The organism is Hymenobacter rigui (assembly GCF_003944715.1).
Classification (GTDB): domain Bacteria; phylum Bacteroidota; class Bacteroidia; order Cytophagales; family Hymenobacteraceae; genus Hymenobacter; species Hymenobacter rigui.
This window is the reverse complement of sequence record NZ_RWIT01000004.1, coordinates 212,911-226,631: the sequence shown is the minus strand read 5'-3', so window position 1 is coordinate 226,631 and position 13,721 is coordinate 212,911. Positions and strand designations below refer to the sequence as shown.

Here is a 13,721-nt window from a genome sequence, read left to right as displayed (position 1 = left end):
CATGACGTCGTTCTACTTTTTAAACAGCATGATGATTTAATCATTACGCCAGCAGCTGCGGCTTCTCCTGGTACACCTTCCACAGGAACTCGCCGAACAGGGTGTTGGCCCAGGCAAACCAGGCCCGCGTGAACCTGGTGGCGTCGTCCTTGTGGAAGGATTCATGCATGTATCCGGTGCCGGCGTGGGTGGCGCGCAGGCTCTGCACACACGCCCGGATTTCGTCGTCCTGAAGACTGGTGAGTCCGCGCATGGTAATGGCAATGGGCCAGATCATATCCTGGCCCACGTGGGGGCCACCAATGCCTTCGGCGGCTTGGCCTTTGAAGAAGAAGGGGTTGTTTTCGGACAGCAGAAACCGCCGCGTATTCTGGTAAACAGGGTCAGTGGCTGATACGGCACCCAGGTAGGGCAGCGCCAGCAGGCTGGGCACGTTGGCGTCGTCCATGAGCACCTGACTGCCGAAACCATCCACCTCGTAGGCGTAGATTTTGCCGTGCTGCGGGTGGTCGACAACTGCGTACTGGCGCAGGGCGGCTTCTACTTCGTCGGCCAGGGCGGTGAGCTGCCGGGCGGTGGTGGTATCCTGGGCTAGTTGGGTCAGCATCTCGGCGGCCTGGCGCAGACTGATTACGGCGAAGAAATTGCTGGGCACCAGAAACGAGTAGAGCGTCGCGTCGTCGCTGGGGCGGAAGGCGGAGCAGATCAGGCCCACCGGGCGCACGGGGTAGCCGTAGCCGTTCATGGGCTGCGTATCGGTGGCGGTGGCGGTTTCGCGCTGGAACTTGTAAGGGCCCAGGCTGTCCTCGCGCTGCTGCTCCCGGAAGGTTTGCAGCACCAGCTTGATGGCCCGCTGCCAGGCGGCGTCAAACGGCGCAGCATCGTTGGTGGTTTTCCAGTAGTGATAGGCCAGCCGGATGGGGTAGCAGAGGGAGTCTATTTCCCATTTCCGCTCATGTACGCCGGGCTGCATAGCCGTCAGGTCCGATTTCCACTCCCCCACCCGCGCGTCGTCGCCGTAAAACGCGTTGGCGTAGGGGTCTTTGAGGATGCAGCGCGTCTGGCGGTTGATAACGCCGGCTACCAGCTGCCGCAGCTCTGCATCCTTCTTGATGAACTGCAGATAGGGCCACACCTGGGCCGAGGAGTCGCGCAGCCACATGGCGTCAATGTCGCCGGTGATGACGTAGGTATCGGGTCGGCCTTCGCGCAGGGCGTAGGTTACGGTAGTGTCCAGGGTACTCGGAAAACAGTTGCCGAACAGCCAGCCCAGTTCCTGGTTGGGCACTTTCTTCTGAAACTCCTTGATAGCCGCCTCCACTGCGCGGCTCCGGAACCGCCGCTTCGCCTCCGCCGGCCGCACCACCGGGAAAGCCGGAGCAGCACCCAGCACGGAAGTCGGTTGCAGCAGCGCGCCACCGGAAAGCAGCGTGAGTCCCTGAAGAAAGTGTCGGCGGTTCATGGGTTGAATGGGAGTTGGTGGTTGGGATTGGGGAGGAATAAGTACGTCATTCCGAGCGAAGCCGAGGAATCTCGCGTGCTGTCGTCGGGTGCTGTTAAGAGAGTCCGGCAATTAAATGCAGAACGTCGTACTGAGCTTTTCGAAGCATGACGTTCTATTTATTTACCCGGCAGAGCACTCTGGCATCGTTTATAGCACCGACTTGGGCCTGTCGGCGGGGGCCACGCCCCAGGTGGGGCTGGGGGTCGGGCCCATTTCAACTACCAGCGTGCCGCCCTGCAGCAAGTCCTGGTGGGTGATGTAGGATTTTGTGTAGGCCCGGCCGTTGCGGGTTACGGCCTGGATGTACTTGTTGGTCGCGCTGTTGTTTTTAGCCTCGATGGTGAGCGTTTTGCCGGCTGCCAGCCGGATGGTGGCCCGCTCCACGGCCGGGCTGCCGAACACGTAGGCCCCGTTAGCCGGATTCAGCGGGTAGAAACCCAGCGTGGATAACACATGCCAGGCCGACATCTGCCCCACATCCTCGTTGCCGATGATGCCGTCGGGCCGGGCTGTGTAGAAATTATCGGTGATAAAGCGCACCTTCTCGGCTGTTTTCCAAGACTGACCCACGTAGCTGTAGAGGTAGGTGATGTGGTGGCCCGGCTCGTTGCCGTGGGCGTACATGCCAATCAGCCCCGAAATATCCGGCGAGGCTTCTTTCCCCATGCTGCCCTGCACCAGAAACAACGAATCCAGCTTCTGCGTGAACCGCTGCTCCCCGCCCAGCAGCGTAATCAGGCCCTCCACGTCCTGGGGCACCAGCCAGGTGTACTGCCAGGCGTTGCCCTCGGTGAAGTCGCTTTTCATGTGTACCGATTTGAAGGGGTCGAAGGGCGTGCGCCACTCGGTTTGCGACACCCGGCCGCGCATGAAGCCGGCTTTTTTATCGAAGTAGTTCTGGTAGTTCTGGGCGCGCTTACTGAAGTAGGCGTAATCAGCCTGCTTTCCCATTTTCAGCGCCATCTGGGCAATGCACCAGTCGGCCAGGGCGTACTCCAGGCCTTTCGACACGCTTTCCACCTCGCTGTTGGCCGGAATAAAGCCCTGGGCCTTCACAGCTTTCAGCCCGAACTCGTCGCGCATGGCAGTGGCTTTTACGGCCTCGTAGGCGAGGTTAGCATCGAACCCCTTGAAGCCTTTCAGGTAGGCATCCACCACCACGGGCACGGCGCTGTAGCCCACCATGCAGTTGGTTTCGTTGCCCATCAGGTGCCACACCGGCAGCTTGCCCTGCTGCTGGTATATGGCCAGCATGGAGTTCACCATATCATTCACCCGCTCGGGCTGCAGAATGGTGAACAGCGGGTGCGCGGCCCGGTAGGTGTCCCAGAGCGAGAAGGTGGTGAGGTTGGTGAAGCCCGGGTTGCGGTGCACCTGCTTGTCGGTGCCGCGGTAGTCGCCGTTGTGGTCGTTGAACACCGAGGGGGCAATCATGGTGTGGTACAGGGCCGTGTAGAAGGTTTTCCGGCGGTTTTCGTCGGCCTGAATCTGTACCTTCTGCAGCTCCCGGCTCCAGGCGGCATCGGCCTGCGCTACCACTTTCGTAAAGTCCCAGTGCGGAATTTCGGCCCGGATGTTGGCCAGCGCGCCATCCGTGCTAACGGGCGAAATGCCCACTTTCAGCTTTACTTTCTCCCCGGCCTGAGTGGCGAAGGTGAGCACGCCCTTGAGGCGGTTGCCAGTGGCGGCGGGCTTGGTGTTGCCCAGCGTATCGAGCACCTGTACGCTGCTGAAGCTGCGGATGGGCCGGGAAACAACGGCCGCGAAGTACAGCCGCTGATCCTCAGCCCAGCCTTTGGAGTTGCGGTAGCCGATGAGGGTACTGTCGTTGAGCTGCTCAATGTGGGTATCGGTGGCCAAATCCCAGCCGATACCCTGCTGCAAATCAAACACGAGGTGCGCGGCGTCGGACTTGGGGAAAGTGTATTGGTGGAAGCCTACCCGCTCGGTGGCCGTTAGCTCGGCCCGGATATCGTAGCGCTTCAGGCGCACGGCGTAGTAGCCGGGCCGGGCCTCTTCTTCCTTGTGTGAGAAAAACGACAGCAGGCCCCGCTCCGGATTCTTCGCCCGGCCTTCCATCACGCGCACCGGCCCGGTGGTCGGCATCACCGTCACGTCGCCCAGGTCACCAATGCCGGTGCCGCTGAGGTGGGTGTGGGCGAAGCCCACGATGGTGGAGTCGGAATAATGGTAGCCCGAACACCAGTCCCAGCCCTCCGTCACGTTGACGGGCCCCAGCTGCACGCCCCCGAACGGCACATTCGCCCCCAGGAATACGTGCCCGTGGAAGCCTGTTCCGATGTACGGATCCACGTAGCGCGTCAGGCTGGGCTCGGGGGCTTTGGCTGTTGCCGCCGGTGTACGAGCCGGCTGGATGCGGGTGCAGCCTAACACGACTAAGCCCCAGCTGAGCACCGTACCCAACAGAAAAAACCGACTAAAAAGAAGCTGCATACGCTGGCATTTGAGAAGTAAACAGGGTCAAAAAAGCAGGATAATCCAGTGGCGCGCTGCCCGGACAAAAGCACCCGCTACTGCACCACAATTTCATCCACAAACAGCCAGGTATCAGGCCTGGCGGCTCCGGGGGCTTGGGCGTTGCGGGCCGTCACCCGAACATACCGGGATTTGGTCTTTTTCACGTCCGCCCGCACTTCGCTGACACTGGGCTTGGCCGGCGCGGTCTGCACCGAAACGGGTGCGGAGTACACGGTTTGGAAGGTTCTACCATCCTCCGACACGGCCACTTCTACGCTGGTGGGCAGTTGAATTCCGGAGCCCACGGCCCGCAGGAAAGTGCTGGTAACCGTGTTGATTTCGGTGGGCTTTTGCAGGTCCAGGGTGGCTACCAAATCGGAGCCATAGAAACCCAGCCACTGCCCGTCGGCGTGGTTGGTGGAGCCTTTCTGACCATCTACTAACGTGAGCGGCCCCATGCCTTTGTAGCTCTTGTTGGCCTCGTTGAGCAGAGTTACGGGCCTAGCAAACGCCTGGTGCATGAGCAGCTCCCGCGTTGTGACCTTGCCCGTCATCTTCCCCTCTTCAAAAGATGCCGCTTTGATAACGGCTGAGTTGGGCACCGTGAACGGCTGAGTATAGGCCATGGACGCAGCCGTGGGCTCCGAGCCATCCGAGGTGTAGCGGATCTGCGGGCCGGCGGCGTCCATCTGCAGGGTTACAGTGGTGGTGCGGCGGGCGGGGTCGAGGGTGAGTTGGGGGCGCACGTTGAAGGCGCTGCGGGCGTAGTTGCCCCCCCAGGCCTCGTAGCGGCGGTACTGCTGTTGCATGCGCTGCTGAAAATCGGGCCAGTTGCGTTGGCGGGCAGGCGTCCAGAGCGCCTCCGCCAGCGCCGACATGCGCGGAAACGCCATATACTCCACCTGCTGTTCGGTGGGAATGTACTCGGTCCAGATGTTGGCCTGCCCGCCCAGAATGTACTGCTGCTCGGCGGGTGTCAGCTCCTTCGGGGTGGGCTCGAAGGTGTACACCTTCGACAGCGGCAAATAGCCCCCGAAGGCCAGCGGCTCCAGCTCGGGCAGGCCCTGGTAATGGTCGAAGTAGGAATGGGAGCCGGGCGTCATCACCACGTTGTGTTTTTGCCGGGCCGCCGTGGTGCCGCCTTCCTGCCCGCGCCACGACATAACAGCCGCATTAGGGGCCAGGCCGCCTTCCAGAATCTCATCCCAGCCGATGATGCTTTTGCCTTTGGAGTTGACGAACTTCTCCATGCGCTGCACGAAATAGCTCTGCAGCTCGTGCTCATCCTTCAACCCCTCGGCCTTCATGCGGGCCTGACATTTGGGGCAATTGTGCCAGCGGGTTTTGGGCGCTTCGTCGCCGCCGATGTGCACGATTTTGCCCGGAAACAGCGGCATCACCTCCGTCAGCACGTCCTGCAGGAAAGTAAACGTCTGCTCGTTGCCGGCGCAGAAAATATCATCGAACACGCCCCACAGTCCCTCTACCTTGAACGGCCCGCCCGTGCACGACAATTCCGGGTACCCCGCCAGCGCCGCCACCGCGTGGCCGGGCATCTCAATTTCCGGCACCACCGTGATGTAGCGCTCCTGGGCGTACCGCACCACTTCCCTGATCTGCTCCTGGGTGTAGAAGCCGCCGTAGCGGACGTTATCGAACTGATGGGGCTGGTCGGTGTAGTGGCCGATGAGGGTGCCGTCGCGCCAGCCGCCTACCGAGGTTAGCCTGGGATATTTCTTGATTTCGATGCGCCAGCCCTGGTCGTCGGTCAGGTGCCAGTGGAAGGTATTCAGCTTGTGCAGTGCCAGGTAGTCGATATACTTCTTGACGAACTCCACCCCAAAAAAATGCCGGCTGACATCCAGGTGCATGCCGCGCCACTGGTAGCGGGGCTTGTCAATGACTTCTACGGCCGGCAACCTCACGGCTGCCCCGCGCTGAACAGGTAGTAGCTGCCGGATGGTTTGCAAGCCCCGAAACACCCCCTGAGCGTTGCTGGCAGCCAGTACCACCTGCGTGGGCTGTACGCTGAGCATATAGCCTTCCGTGCTTAATGTATCCAGCGCGGGCCGTAACGTTAGCCGGATACTACCAGCGTCGGGGTTGCTTGGCGTGGCTACTACCTGAAGCTGCACGCCCGATGTTCGTCTGATATCCTGGCTCAGCGTCTCGCCAATGCGGCGCAGCTCCCCGTTTTTGGGGTCAACATATATTTTGGTAGCCGGCGTGACGACGAAGCTGCCGGTGCCAGCCATAAGGCGCACCGGCTGTGGAATAATGGAGGCTGCCGGGCTTGCGGCCGGTTGCTGAGCGGAAACGGCTCCGGACAGGCTAAGGAATGCAGCCAAGGGTAGCCAGATTTTCTTTCTCACAGGGAATGCACAGTAGAAGGATGGAAAGGTAGCTCCTGCTTAATGTGGCACAAGGCCGCGGCACCCAGGACGGCCGCGTTATCGAGAGTGGAAGGCGCAACCACCAGCTGCTCCACCACCTTTAAAAAAGGGAATTCCCGCAGGCTCTCCTGCCAGCCGCCCTGTAAATAGGCAAACCACTTGCTCACGGAGCCGCCTAGAAAAACGCCCTGCTGAACGTCAGGTGCCCCAGACAGTCTGCAGCTCATTCCTGCACGGCGCATAGCCTCATTACCAGTTCCCGCACACTATCGGCGTCGGTTTCCCAGCGCGGCGCATCAAACTCAGTGGCTTTGGCTGCGGGCGGACCGGCCAACAGCTTTTTGGCACTGGCATGAAATTCCTGCGCTCCGGTGCACCGAGCCAAATCCTGAATAGTGGTGGGTGTGACGCCTGAGCCGGGCATAATCTGAATGCGCCCGCCCGCCTGCTGCACCAGCGCGGCCAGTTGCTCCTGCCCCTGTGGCGCAGTTAGCTGCCCGCCGGAAGTCAGCACCCGGTGGCAGCCCAGCACAATAGCATCTTCCAGAGCCTGATGTTGGTCCAAGCAGACATCGAAGGCGCGGTGGAAAGTAACCGACATATTCCCCGCCGCTTCCACCAGTTGCCGGCAGGTAGCCAAATCCACGCGGCCCGTTTTATCCAAAGCCCCCAGCACCACGCCTGCGCAACCCAGTGCCCGGCACTGGCGGATGTCGGCTTCCATGATGGCCATTTCTTCCGCATCATACACGAAGTTGCCTGGCCGCGGCCGGATCAGCACAAATACAGGAATAGTCAGCAGAGCCAGTACGCGCTGAATGGTACCGTAGGAAGGCGTAACGCCCCCCTGCTCCAAGCTCTGACACAGCTCAATCCGGTTAGCGCCCCCCGCCTGCGCCGCCACGGCCGACTGCACCGAGCCCGCACAGATTTCCAGTAGCAGGCTCATTTCAGCAGATACTCCGCCTGAATAAGCTGCTGCTGATTCTGGGCGTCGCACACGGCATAGCTGAAGCCTTTCTGCAGGGCAAACGCCCCATGCTGCCCCTGGGCGCTAATGGCAATAAAGCACACCTGAATATCTTTGGCCTTATCACCTTTAATTCTGGCTACCCGCTCAATAGCTGCTTTACAGGCCGCTTTCGGCGACATGCCCTGGCGCATCAGCTCCACCACCGTATGCGCGCCGGCAATCCGAATCACATCTTCCCCCTGGCCGGTTGCTGCCGCCGCACCCACGGCATTATCCACGAACAAGCCCGAGCCAATGAGGGGCGAGTCGCCGAGGCGGCCACGCATCTTGAAGCCCATGCCGCTGGTAGTACAGCTGCCGCTGAGGCGGCCCTGGACATCCTGGGCCAGCATGGCAATGGTATCGTGGTTGTTGGCGCCGCCTACCGGGCCGGTATTACGGGTTCCGGAGTTCTCAATATTGACTACGGGTTTGTATTGACTGGTTTTCAACCATTCTTTATAGGCCTTCTCGGCATCGGGGCTGAGCTTCTGGGCTTCCAGCGGAAAGCCCTGCGCCACGGCGAATTGCTGCGCGCCCTCCCCTACCAGCATCACGTGCGGGGTCCGTTCCATCACGCGCCGGGCCACGCTGATGGGGTGTTTGATGCGCTCCAGGGCCGCCACGCTGCCGCAGTTAAACTGGTCATCCATAATGCAGGCATCCAGTGTCACGATGCCTTCCCGGTCGGGATTACCGCCCAGGCCCACGCAGCAGTTCTGCGAGTCTTCCGTTACCATCACGCCGGCTTCTACCGCATCAAGGGCGCGGCCACCTTTGCTGAGCACTTTCCAGGCACCCAGATTGGCGGCCAGGCCAGTATCCCAGGTTGAAATGACCTGCGGCTTCCCCGCTACCGGCGCAGGTGGCAGGCTCAGGGCTTCTACCGAGGGGCTGGCTGCCAGCGCGGCCAGGCCAGCAGCTGAAGAGGCAATAAATTTGCGACGAGTAGGCATGAACGGGAAGTCGATATGAGCTTCCTCAAATAAACTGATTTTTCACTTCCCGTACGGATGCCACTCAACCCGAAGCAGTAGCAACTTGCTGAGCTGGAGTTTAAGGAAGATTTTCAGGGTCCGGGGCCACCGCCCCGGCCTCTTTCTCCTCGTGTGCGGCTACCTGCTCCGCAGATGCAGCCGTATCCAGCCGGTCCAGTTCCTGCAGCTCCTCCACAATCATGGCCGGGTTGAACAGTCCTGTTGCGGCGGCTAAATCTTCCAGGAAATGGTCATTGACCTGGGGTTCTTCCGGAATTTCCGGCTCGAATGGTTGCTGCTCTGTCATCTGCCTGCTTACGTACCCTACTCCATTGGCGTTTTGCCTAATTCACAGGCCGGGGCTGAGTGCTGCCGTTTGGCCTTTATGTTACCACGTTCATTGCTGTTTTCCGGTGGAGCATACTGCTTGTATCAGCCATCCTGAGGTCTAGAAAAGTGCTTTTATATCCTGCAATAGAAGCTATTCAGCAAGGAGTTCATTACCTGTAAGTCTAAAGATAAAAGAAGTGCTTACCCATCTACGGCTTCAGAATAAAAGAAAAAACCTCATTAGAACGTCGCTAATGAGGTTTTTTAAAGCTATTGGTGGGCCCAGCTGGAATCGAACCAGCGACCTACTGATTATGAGTCAGTTGCTCTAACCGATTGAGCTATAGGCCCTAGGCGAAACTTCCCGCGTAGCAGTTGGTTTCAGCTGTGCAAACTTCGACTTTTGCGGCCGTATTTGCAATTCGCCTGCCCCGGAAAGTTTGCTAATAGCCCCGGGCAGGCCGTTTGACCTGACTTCATGACGCGCAAGCTGACGAACCTGCTCTTCGATTTTGGGGGCGTACTCATCAACATTGATTACGGCCTGACTGTGGACGCCATGCGCCGGCACGGTAGTGCCATTGAGTTTACCCAGGCGGCCCAGGCCGAACTGTTCGACCAAATGGAAACCGGCCAGCTCACCCCCGACCAGTTTCGGGCGGGGCTGCGGCAGCATTACGGGCTTACGGCCACCGATGCCGAGCTGGACGCTGCCTGGAACGCCATGTTGCTGGATGTACCGGCCGAGCGCCTGGCCCTTATTGCCGAGTTGCGGGCCCAGGGCCACCAGACCGCCCTGCTTTCCAACACCAACCATATTCACATTGAGGAAATAAACCGGCGGCTGAAAACGCAGTACGGTCTGGAGCATGGCATTGCCGACTGCCTGGACCGGGTGTTTTACTCCCAGCAGGTGGGGCTGCGCAAGCCGGGCGAGGAAATTTTCCACCACGCCCTGCGGGAGATGAACTGGAAGGCCGAAGAAACGTTGTTTATTGAGGACAGTCCCCAGCATATTGCTACGGCTCAGCGCCTGGGACTGCACACGCTTTTTCTGACTCCGCCGCTCACGCTGCTCGACGCTTTGCCCGCTGCCCTCCGTGCCTTCCCCAACCGAGAATCCACCGCTCCTCCCGCTGCCTGACGCTTCGGGGCCTGTTCTATCCTCAACGGCCGCCGCGCAGGATGCCAAGGCTGCGTTCCGGCGCTACGAGCGGCAACCCTGGCCCCGTCCTCTGCGATATGCCCTGCATCTGGGGCTGTTTCTGCTCACGGCCCTGACCACCACGCTGGCCGGGGTGCAGCTGATGCGTAATCAGTTTCTAGCGGATATATGGCTGCCGTTTGAGGTGCTGTTGCAGCCGCGGCTATGGGCCGCGCTGAAAGTTGGACTGTGGTATTCGGTGCCATTTTTGGGTGTGCTCACGGTGCATGAGTTCGGGCACTATTTCACGGCCCGCTACTACCGCATCCGGGCCACGCTGCCGTTCTTTATTCCGCTACCCATCGGCATAGGCACGTTTGGGGCCGTTATCCGCATCAAGGACCGAATTTTTTCCCGTCAGGAGTTTTTTGACGTGGGCTTGGCCGGGCCGCTGGCCGGCTTTGTGGTGGCCGTGGGCGTGCTGGCGTATGGCCTCACTCATCTGCCGCCGCTGGAGTATCTGTACGGTTTTCACCCGGAGTACCGGCCTTTTGGCTCTGAGTACGCCCAGCATGTATATCAACATCTGAAACCAGGGAATAGTCTGGTGCTTGCCCAGCCGCTGCTGTTTAAATGGCTGGCGGCGTGGCTGGCCGATCCGGCCCGGATGCCGCATCCGAATGAGCTGGTGCATTATCCGGTGTTGGTGGCGGGCGTGCTGGCGTTGTTTTTCACGGCCCTGAATCTGCTCCCCATTGGGCAGTTGGATGGGGGCCACATCGTGTACGGGTTGCTGGGGCCGCGTCGGGCGGCGCGGGTGTCGGTGGGGCTGTTCACGGCCTTTATCTTCTATGCCGGGCTGGGCCTGTTCACGCTGCATTCCGGCGCTGATATGTGGCTGTACGGCGCGGTACCCTACGGGCTCTACCTGTGGCTGGTGTTCCGGCGGGCGGTGCCCACGGCCCGCCGGGCCGTGTTGCTGGCGGGGGCCGTGTGGCTGGGGCAGATAGCTCTAGCCTCGGCCATACCGGGCCTGATGGGGATGCCGGGCTGGCTGCTGTTTGGGTTGCTGCTGGCCCGCGCTACGGGCATTTTTCATCCGGTAGCGCCCCGGGAGCAGCCGCTGTCCAGGGGCCGCCAGGTGCTGGGGTGGCTGATGCTGCTTATTTTTGCGCTGTGCTTTACGCCCTCCCCTATTCTTTTATCCTGATGATTTCCGCCGACTTGCGGGGTTTCCCCGCGGCTGGCATTTGTGCATGACGGTTCCTCAATTCTCTCAACATCATTTCCTGCGAGGCTCTACACGGCTGGTTCTCGGCCCAAATGGGCTGTACGTCAGCCAGGGTCCGCGCCGCGGGGCGGCCCGGCTGGAAACCGAAATTCCTTACGAAGAGCTGCTGCCGGTAACCCTGGAACACCAGAGGCCCGACCCGCTGCGGATGCCACCGGCCGGAACCTGGGTAGCTGTTTGGGTGCTAGTGCAGGGTATCAGCCGGCTGCTGCAGAACAAGAACCCGCTGCCTACGGAACTGTGGGTAGCCTGCGGCGGCTTTCTGCTGGGACTGGCAGCAGTAGTGCTGGTGCGCCGCTACCGTGGCCGCCGTGTGCTGCTTACCACCAACCGCATCCACCTGGCTTTTCACGATGCCCCCCGGAACCGCGCTGCCCTTACCACTTTTATTGATGCCATGCAGCTACGGGCCCACGCCTACCTGCGCGAGGAATACGCCACCGTAAATCCGCTCGGCCACATTGAGCTGCAGCTGCATCGCCTGCATTGGCTGCGGCAGCTGAAGGTGCTTTCGGAGCAGGAATACCGTACCCTCAGCACCCGCCTCACCGGTCGCCTTTCCCTCGATCCGGTGAAACTCATGGGCCAGGACCTGGAAACGCCGTATCTGAATTAGACTATTTTTGCTGTCTTATCGAGCACTTTATGACTACTCCTACTCGGCAGATCAATCAGACTTATCCGCTTATCGGCTTTACCAAGCTCACCATGCAGGAGAACAACCTGCGCATTGAAGAGAAGCGCTTCTTTCAACAGACAGCCGTTGACATTCCCTACGAGGAACTATTACCAATTGGAGTTGGCCATCATCACTTTGTTCCGTTTCGACTACTGTTAATTGAGATTTTTCTCGGTTTCGGGTGTGGTAAAGCCTGCTACACACTGGTAACTCAACCCAACCAACGGGAATCAGCTACATGGCTTCTGTTGATTCTACTCGGTATTTTCCTGGGGTTAGGAGCCTATATTCTGCAGATCTGGCGCCATGATTTTCTGATTACGACCGGGCGGGGCAATATCGCACTGTTCCACAGCCCTCGTAATAAAGCCGCGCTTTACGATTTCGCCAACGCCCTGCGCGACCATACCATCTTGTATATGCGCAGGCAGTATGCCGTAGTTGACCCTCTGTTGCCAGCTGAGCCTCAACTAGCCCGCCTTGAGTGGTTACGGAGTCTTGGAGCAATCAACAATACTCAGTTTGATCAGTTGAAAACCCGATTGCTTGGCCGTTTTTTCGGAGCAGAGAATATTCTGGGAGACGAATACGGACTTGCCCCTTCTGCCAACTAGCCCTGCAAAACACTATAAAAGCCCACGGACATAACCTGTACGTGGGCTTTTATAGTGATATAAATGCGCTGACTTATAACCCTACCCCAGCGCGGTTACGCCGGGCAGCTCTTTGCCTTCCATGTACTCCAGTAAAGCGCCGCCGCCGGTGCTGATGTAGCTTACCTGCTCCGAGAAGCCGAGCTGGTTAACCGCTGCGGCCGAGTCGCCGCCGCCGATGAGGCTGAAGGCGCCTTGCTGGGTGGCATCGGCAATGGCCTGGGCTACGGTTTCGGTGCCTTTGGCGAAGTTGCTCATTTCGAACACACCCATCGGGCCGTTCCAGAGGATGGTTTTGGAGTTGCGCACCACCTCGCTGAACGCCTTAATGGACTCGGGGCCCAGGTCGAGGCCCATCCAGCCTTCCGGAATCTGGTTGTTGGGCGCTACCTGTGTGGCGGCGTCGTTGGCAAATTTATCGGCAATGAGGCTGTCGGTGGGCAGCACCAGGTTCACGCCTTTGGCTTTGGCCTTTTCGATGAGCTCCAGGGCCAGGTCCATTTTATCGGCCTCCAGCAGCGAGTTACCGATTTCACCGCCCTGGGCCTTGGCAAACGTGTAGGCCATGCCGCCGCCGATGAGCAGGTTGTCTACTTTATCGAGCAGCTTCTCGATGATGAGGATTTTGTCGGAAATCTTGGCCCCGCCCATGATGGCGGTGAATGGGCGCTCGGCCTGCTCCAGCACCTTTTTGGCGTTGTCCAGCTCGCCCTGCAGCAGGTAGCCGCCTACGCGGTCCTCGGCGGCAAACGAGTCGGCAATAACGGCGGTGGAAGCGTGCTTACGGTGGGCCGCACCGAAGGCATCGTTCACGTACACGTCGCCGAGTTTGGCCAGCTTGGCGGCAAATTCGGCGTTGCCTTTTTCTTCCTCGGCGTAGAAGCGCACGTTTTCCACCAGCAGAATCTGGCCGGGCTGCAAAGCCTGGGCTTTGTCCTCGGCCTGCAGGGCGTCGTCGGCGAACTGTATTTCCTGGCCGTACTCCTGGCTCAGGCGGGCTACAATGTGCTTGAGCGAGTATTTATCCTCGGGGCCACCTTTGGGCCGGCCCAGGTGTGAGAGCAGCACCACCGAGCCGCCATCCTGCAGGATCTTCTTAATAGTGGGCGTAGCGGCCCGGATGCGGGTATCGTCGGTAATGGCGAAGCTTTTATCCAGCGGCACGTTGAAATCTACGCGCACCACGGCGCGCTTGCCGGCGAAGTTGTATTGATCGAGCGTTTTCATGGAACAGGAAATGGGTTTGGCTGGGGCGAAGAT

General features: G+C 59.9%; 12 protein-coding genes and 1 tRNA gene. 4 read left to right on the top strand and 9 right to left on the bottom strand.

Features of this window, described 5'->3' with window-relative positions; genetic code table 11:
- Positions 1–43: 43 nt before the first annotated feature.
- The 8 genes from EI291_RS10090 to EI291_RS10060 all read right to left on the bottom strand — a co-directional run bounded on the left by EI291_RS10090 (position 44) and on the right by EI291_RS10060 (position 9,045).
- Positions 44–1,462, bottom strand: coding sequence for a glycoside hydrolase family 125 protein (locus EI291_RS10090; protein WP_125419692.1), 1,419 nt, complete (start codon positions 1,460–1,462; stop codon positions 44–46).
- Between the two features lie 189 nt (positions 1,463–1,651).
- Positions 1,652–3,958 carry a GH92 family glycosyl hydrolase gene (locus EI291_RS10085; RefSeq protein WP_125419691.1) on the bottom strand — a complete coding sequence of 769 codons (2,307 nt, stop codon included), beginning with the start codon at positions 3,956–3,958 and terminating at the stop codon, positions 1,652–1,654.
- Positions 3,959–4,035: 77 nt separating this feature from the next.
- Positions 4,036–6,354, bottom strand: coding sequence for a glycoside hydrolase family 20 protein (locus EI291_RS10080; RefSeq protein WP_125419690.1), 2,319 nt, complete (start codon positions 6,352–6,354; stop codon positions 4,036–4,038).
- On the bottom strand, positions 6,351–6,542 hold the full coding sequence (locus EI291_RS22855) for a hypothetical protein (protein WP_170172594.1): 192 nt from the start codon (positions 6,540–6,542) through the stop codon (positions 6,351–6,353). The genes EI291_RS10080 and EI291_RS22855 overlap by 4 nt, the downstream gene beginning before the upstream one ends.
- A gap of 56 nt (positions 6,543–6,598) precedes the next feature.
- On the bottom strand, positions 6,599–7,324 hold the full coding sequence (locus tag EI291_RS10075) for a copper homeostasis protein CutC (protein WP_125419689.1): 726 nt from the start codon (positions 7,322–7,324) through the stop codon (positions 6,599–6,601).
- On the bottom strand, positions 7,321–8,343 hold the full coding sequence (locus EI291_RS10070; protein WP_125419688.1) for a N(4)-(beta-N-acetylglucosaminyl)-L-asparaginase: 1,023 nt from the start codon (positions 8,341–8,343) through the stop codon (positions 7,321–7,323). The genes EI291_RS10075 and EI291_RS10070 overlap by 4 nt, the downstream gene beginning before the upstream one ends.
- A 100-nt stretch (positions 8,344–8,443) precedes the next feature.
- Positions 8,444–8,671 (bottom strand): hypothetical protein, encoded by a 228-nt coding sequence (locus tag EI291_RS10065; RefSeq protein WP_125419687.1) that lies wholly within the window; start codon positions 8,669–8,671, stop codon positions 8,444–8,446.
- A 297-nt stretch (positions 8,672–8,968) separates the two neighbouring features.
- Positions 8,969–9,045, bottom strand: a tRNA-Ile gene (locus EI291_RS10060).
- Positions 9,046–9,172: 127 nt separating this feature from the next.
- Between EI291_RS10060 and EI291_RS10055 the strand changes: the two genes are divergently transcribed.
- From EI291_RS10055 to EI291_RS10040, 4 genes are read left to right on the top strand one after another with little or no spacing between them, the layout of a single operon-like run.
- The gene (locus EI291_RS10055; protein ID WP_125419686.1) at positions 9,173–9,838 is read left to right on the top strand and encodes an HAD family hydrolase; all 666 of its coding nucleotides are present in this window, start codon (positions 9,173–9,175) and stop codon (positions 9,836–9,838) included.
- The gene (locus EI291_RS10050) at positions 9,795–11,048 is read left to right on the top strand and encodes a site-2 protease family protein (RefSeq protein ID WP_240635480.1); all 1,254 of its coding nucleotides are present in this window, start codon (positions 9,795–9,797) and stop codon (positions 11,046–11,048) included. The genes EI291_RS10055 and EI291_RS10050 overlap by 44 nt, the downstream gene beginning before the upstream one ends.
- A 46-nt stretch (positions 11,049–11,094) precedes the next feature.
- Entirely contained in the window at positions 11,095–11,745 is a 651-nt protein-coding gene (locus EI291_RS10045; RefSeq protein WP_125419685.1) for a hypothetical protein, read from the top strand.
- Positions 11,746–11,774: 29 nt separating this feature from the next.
- Positions 11,775–12,422 carry a hypothetical protein gene (locus EI291_RS10040; RefSeq protein WP_125419684.1) on the top strand — a complete coding sequence of 216 codons (648 nt, stop codon included), beginning with the start codon at positions 11,775–11,777 and terminating at the stop codon, positions 12,420–12,422.
- 81 nt (positions 12,423–12,503) lie between these two features.
- On the opposite strand, the gene EI291_RS10035 is transcribed toward EI291_RS10040, so the two are convergent.
- Positions 12,504–13,688, bottom strand: a complete 1,185-nt coding sequence (locus tag EI291_RS10035) for a phosphoglycerate kinase (protein WP_125419683.1) — start codon at positions 13,686–13,688, stop codon at positions 12,504–12,506.
- Positions 13,689–13,721: the final 33 nt, after the last annotated feature.

Bases quoted from the DNA above. Each gene is read 5' to 3' on its own strand.
- EI291_RS10035 (WP_125419683.1), bottom strand. From the start codon at position 13,688: ATGAAAACGCTCGATCAATACAACTTCGCCGGCAAGCGCGCCGTGGTG.
- EI291_RS10075 (WP_125419689.1), bottom strand. From the start codon at position 7,324: ATGAGCCTGCTACTGGAAATCTGTGCGGGCTCGGTGCAGTCGGCCGTG.
- EI291_RS10040 (WP_125419684.1), top strand. From the start codon at position 11,775: ATGACTACTCCTACTCGGCAGATCAATCAGACTTATCCGCTTATCGGC.
- EI291_RS10085 (WP_125419691.1), bottom strand. From the start codon at position 3,958: ATGCAGCTTCTTTTTAGTCGGTTTTTTCTGTTGGGTACGGTGCTCAGC.
- EI291_RS10065 (WP_125419687.1), bottom strand. From the start codon at position 8,671: ATGACAGAGCAGCAACCATTCGAGCCGGAAATTCCGGAAGAACCCCAG.
- EI291_RS10045 (WP_125419685.1), top strand. From the start codon at position 11,095: ATGACGGTTCCTCAATTCTCTCAACATCATTTCCTGCGAGGCTCTACA.
- EI291_RS10070 (WP_125419688.1), bottom strand. From the start codon at position 8,343: ATGCCTACTCGTCGCAAATTTATTGCCTCTTCAGCTGCTGGCCTGGCC.
- EI291_RS10090 (WP_125419692.1), bottom strand. From the start codon at position 1,462: ATGAACCGCCGACACTTTCTTCAGGGACTCACGCTGCTTTCCGGTGGC.
- EI291_RS10055 (WP_125419686.1), top strand. From the start codon at position 9,173: ATGACGCGCAAGCTGACGAACCTGCTCTTCGATTTTGGGGGCGTACTC.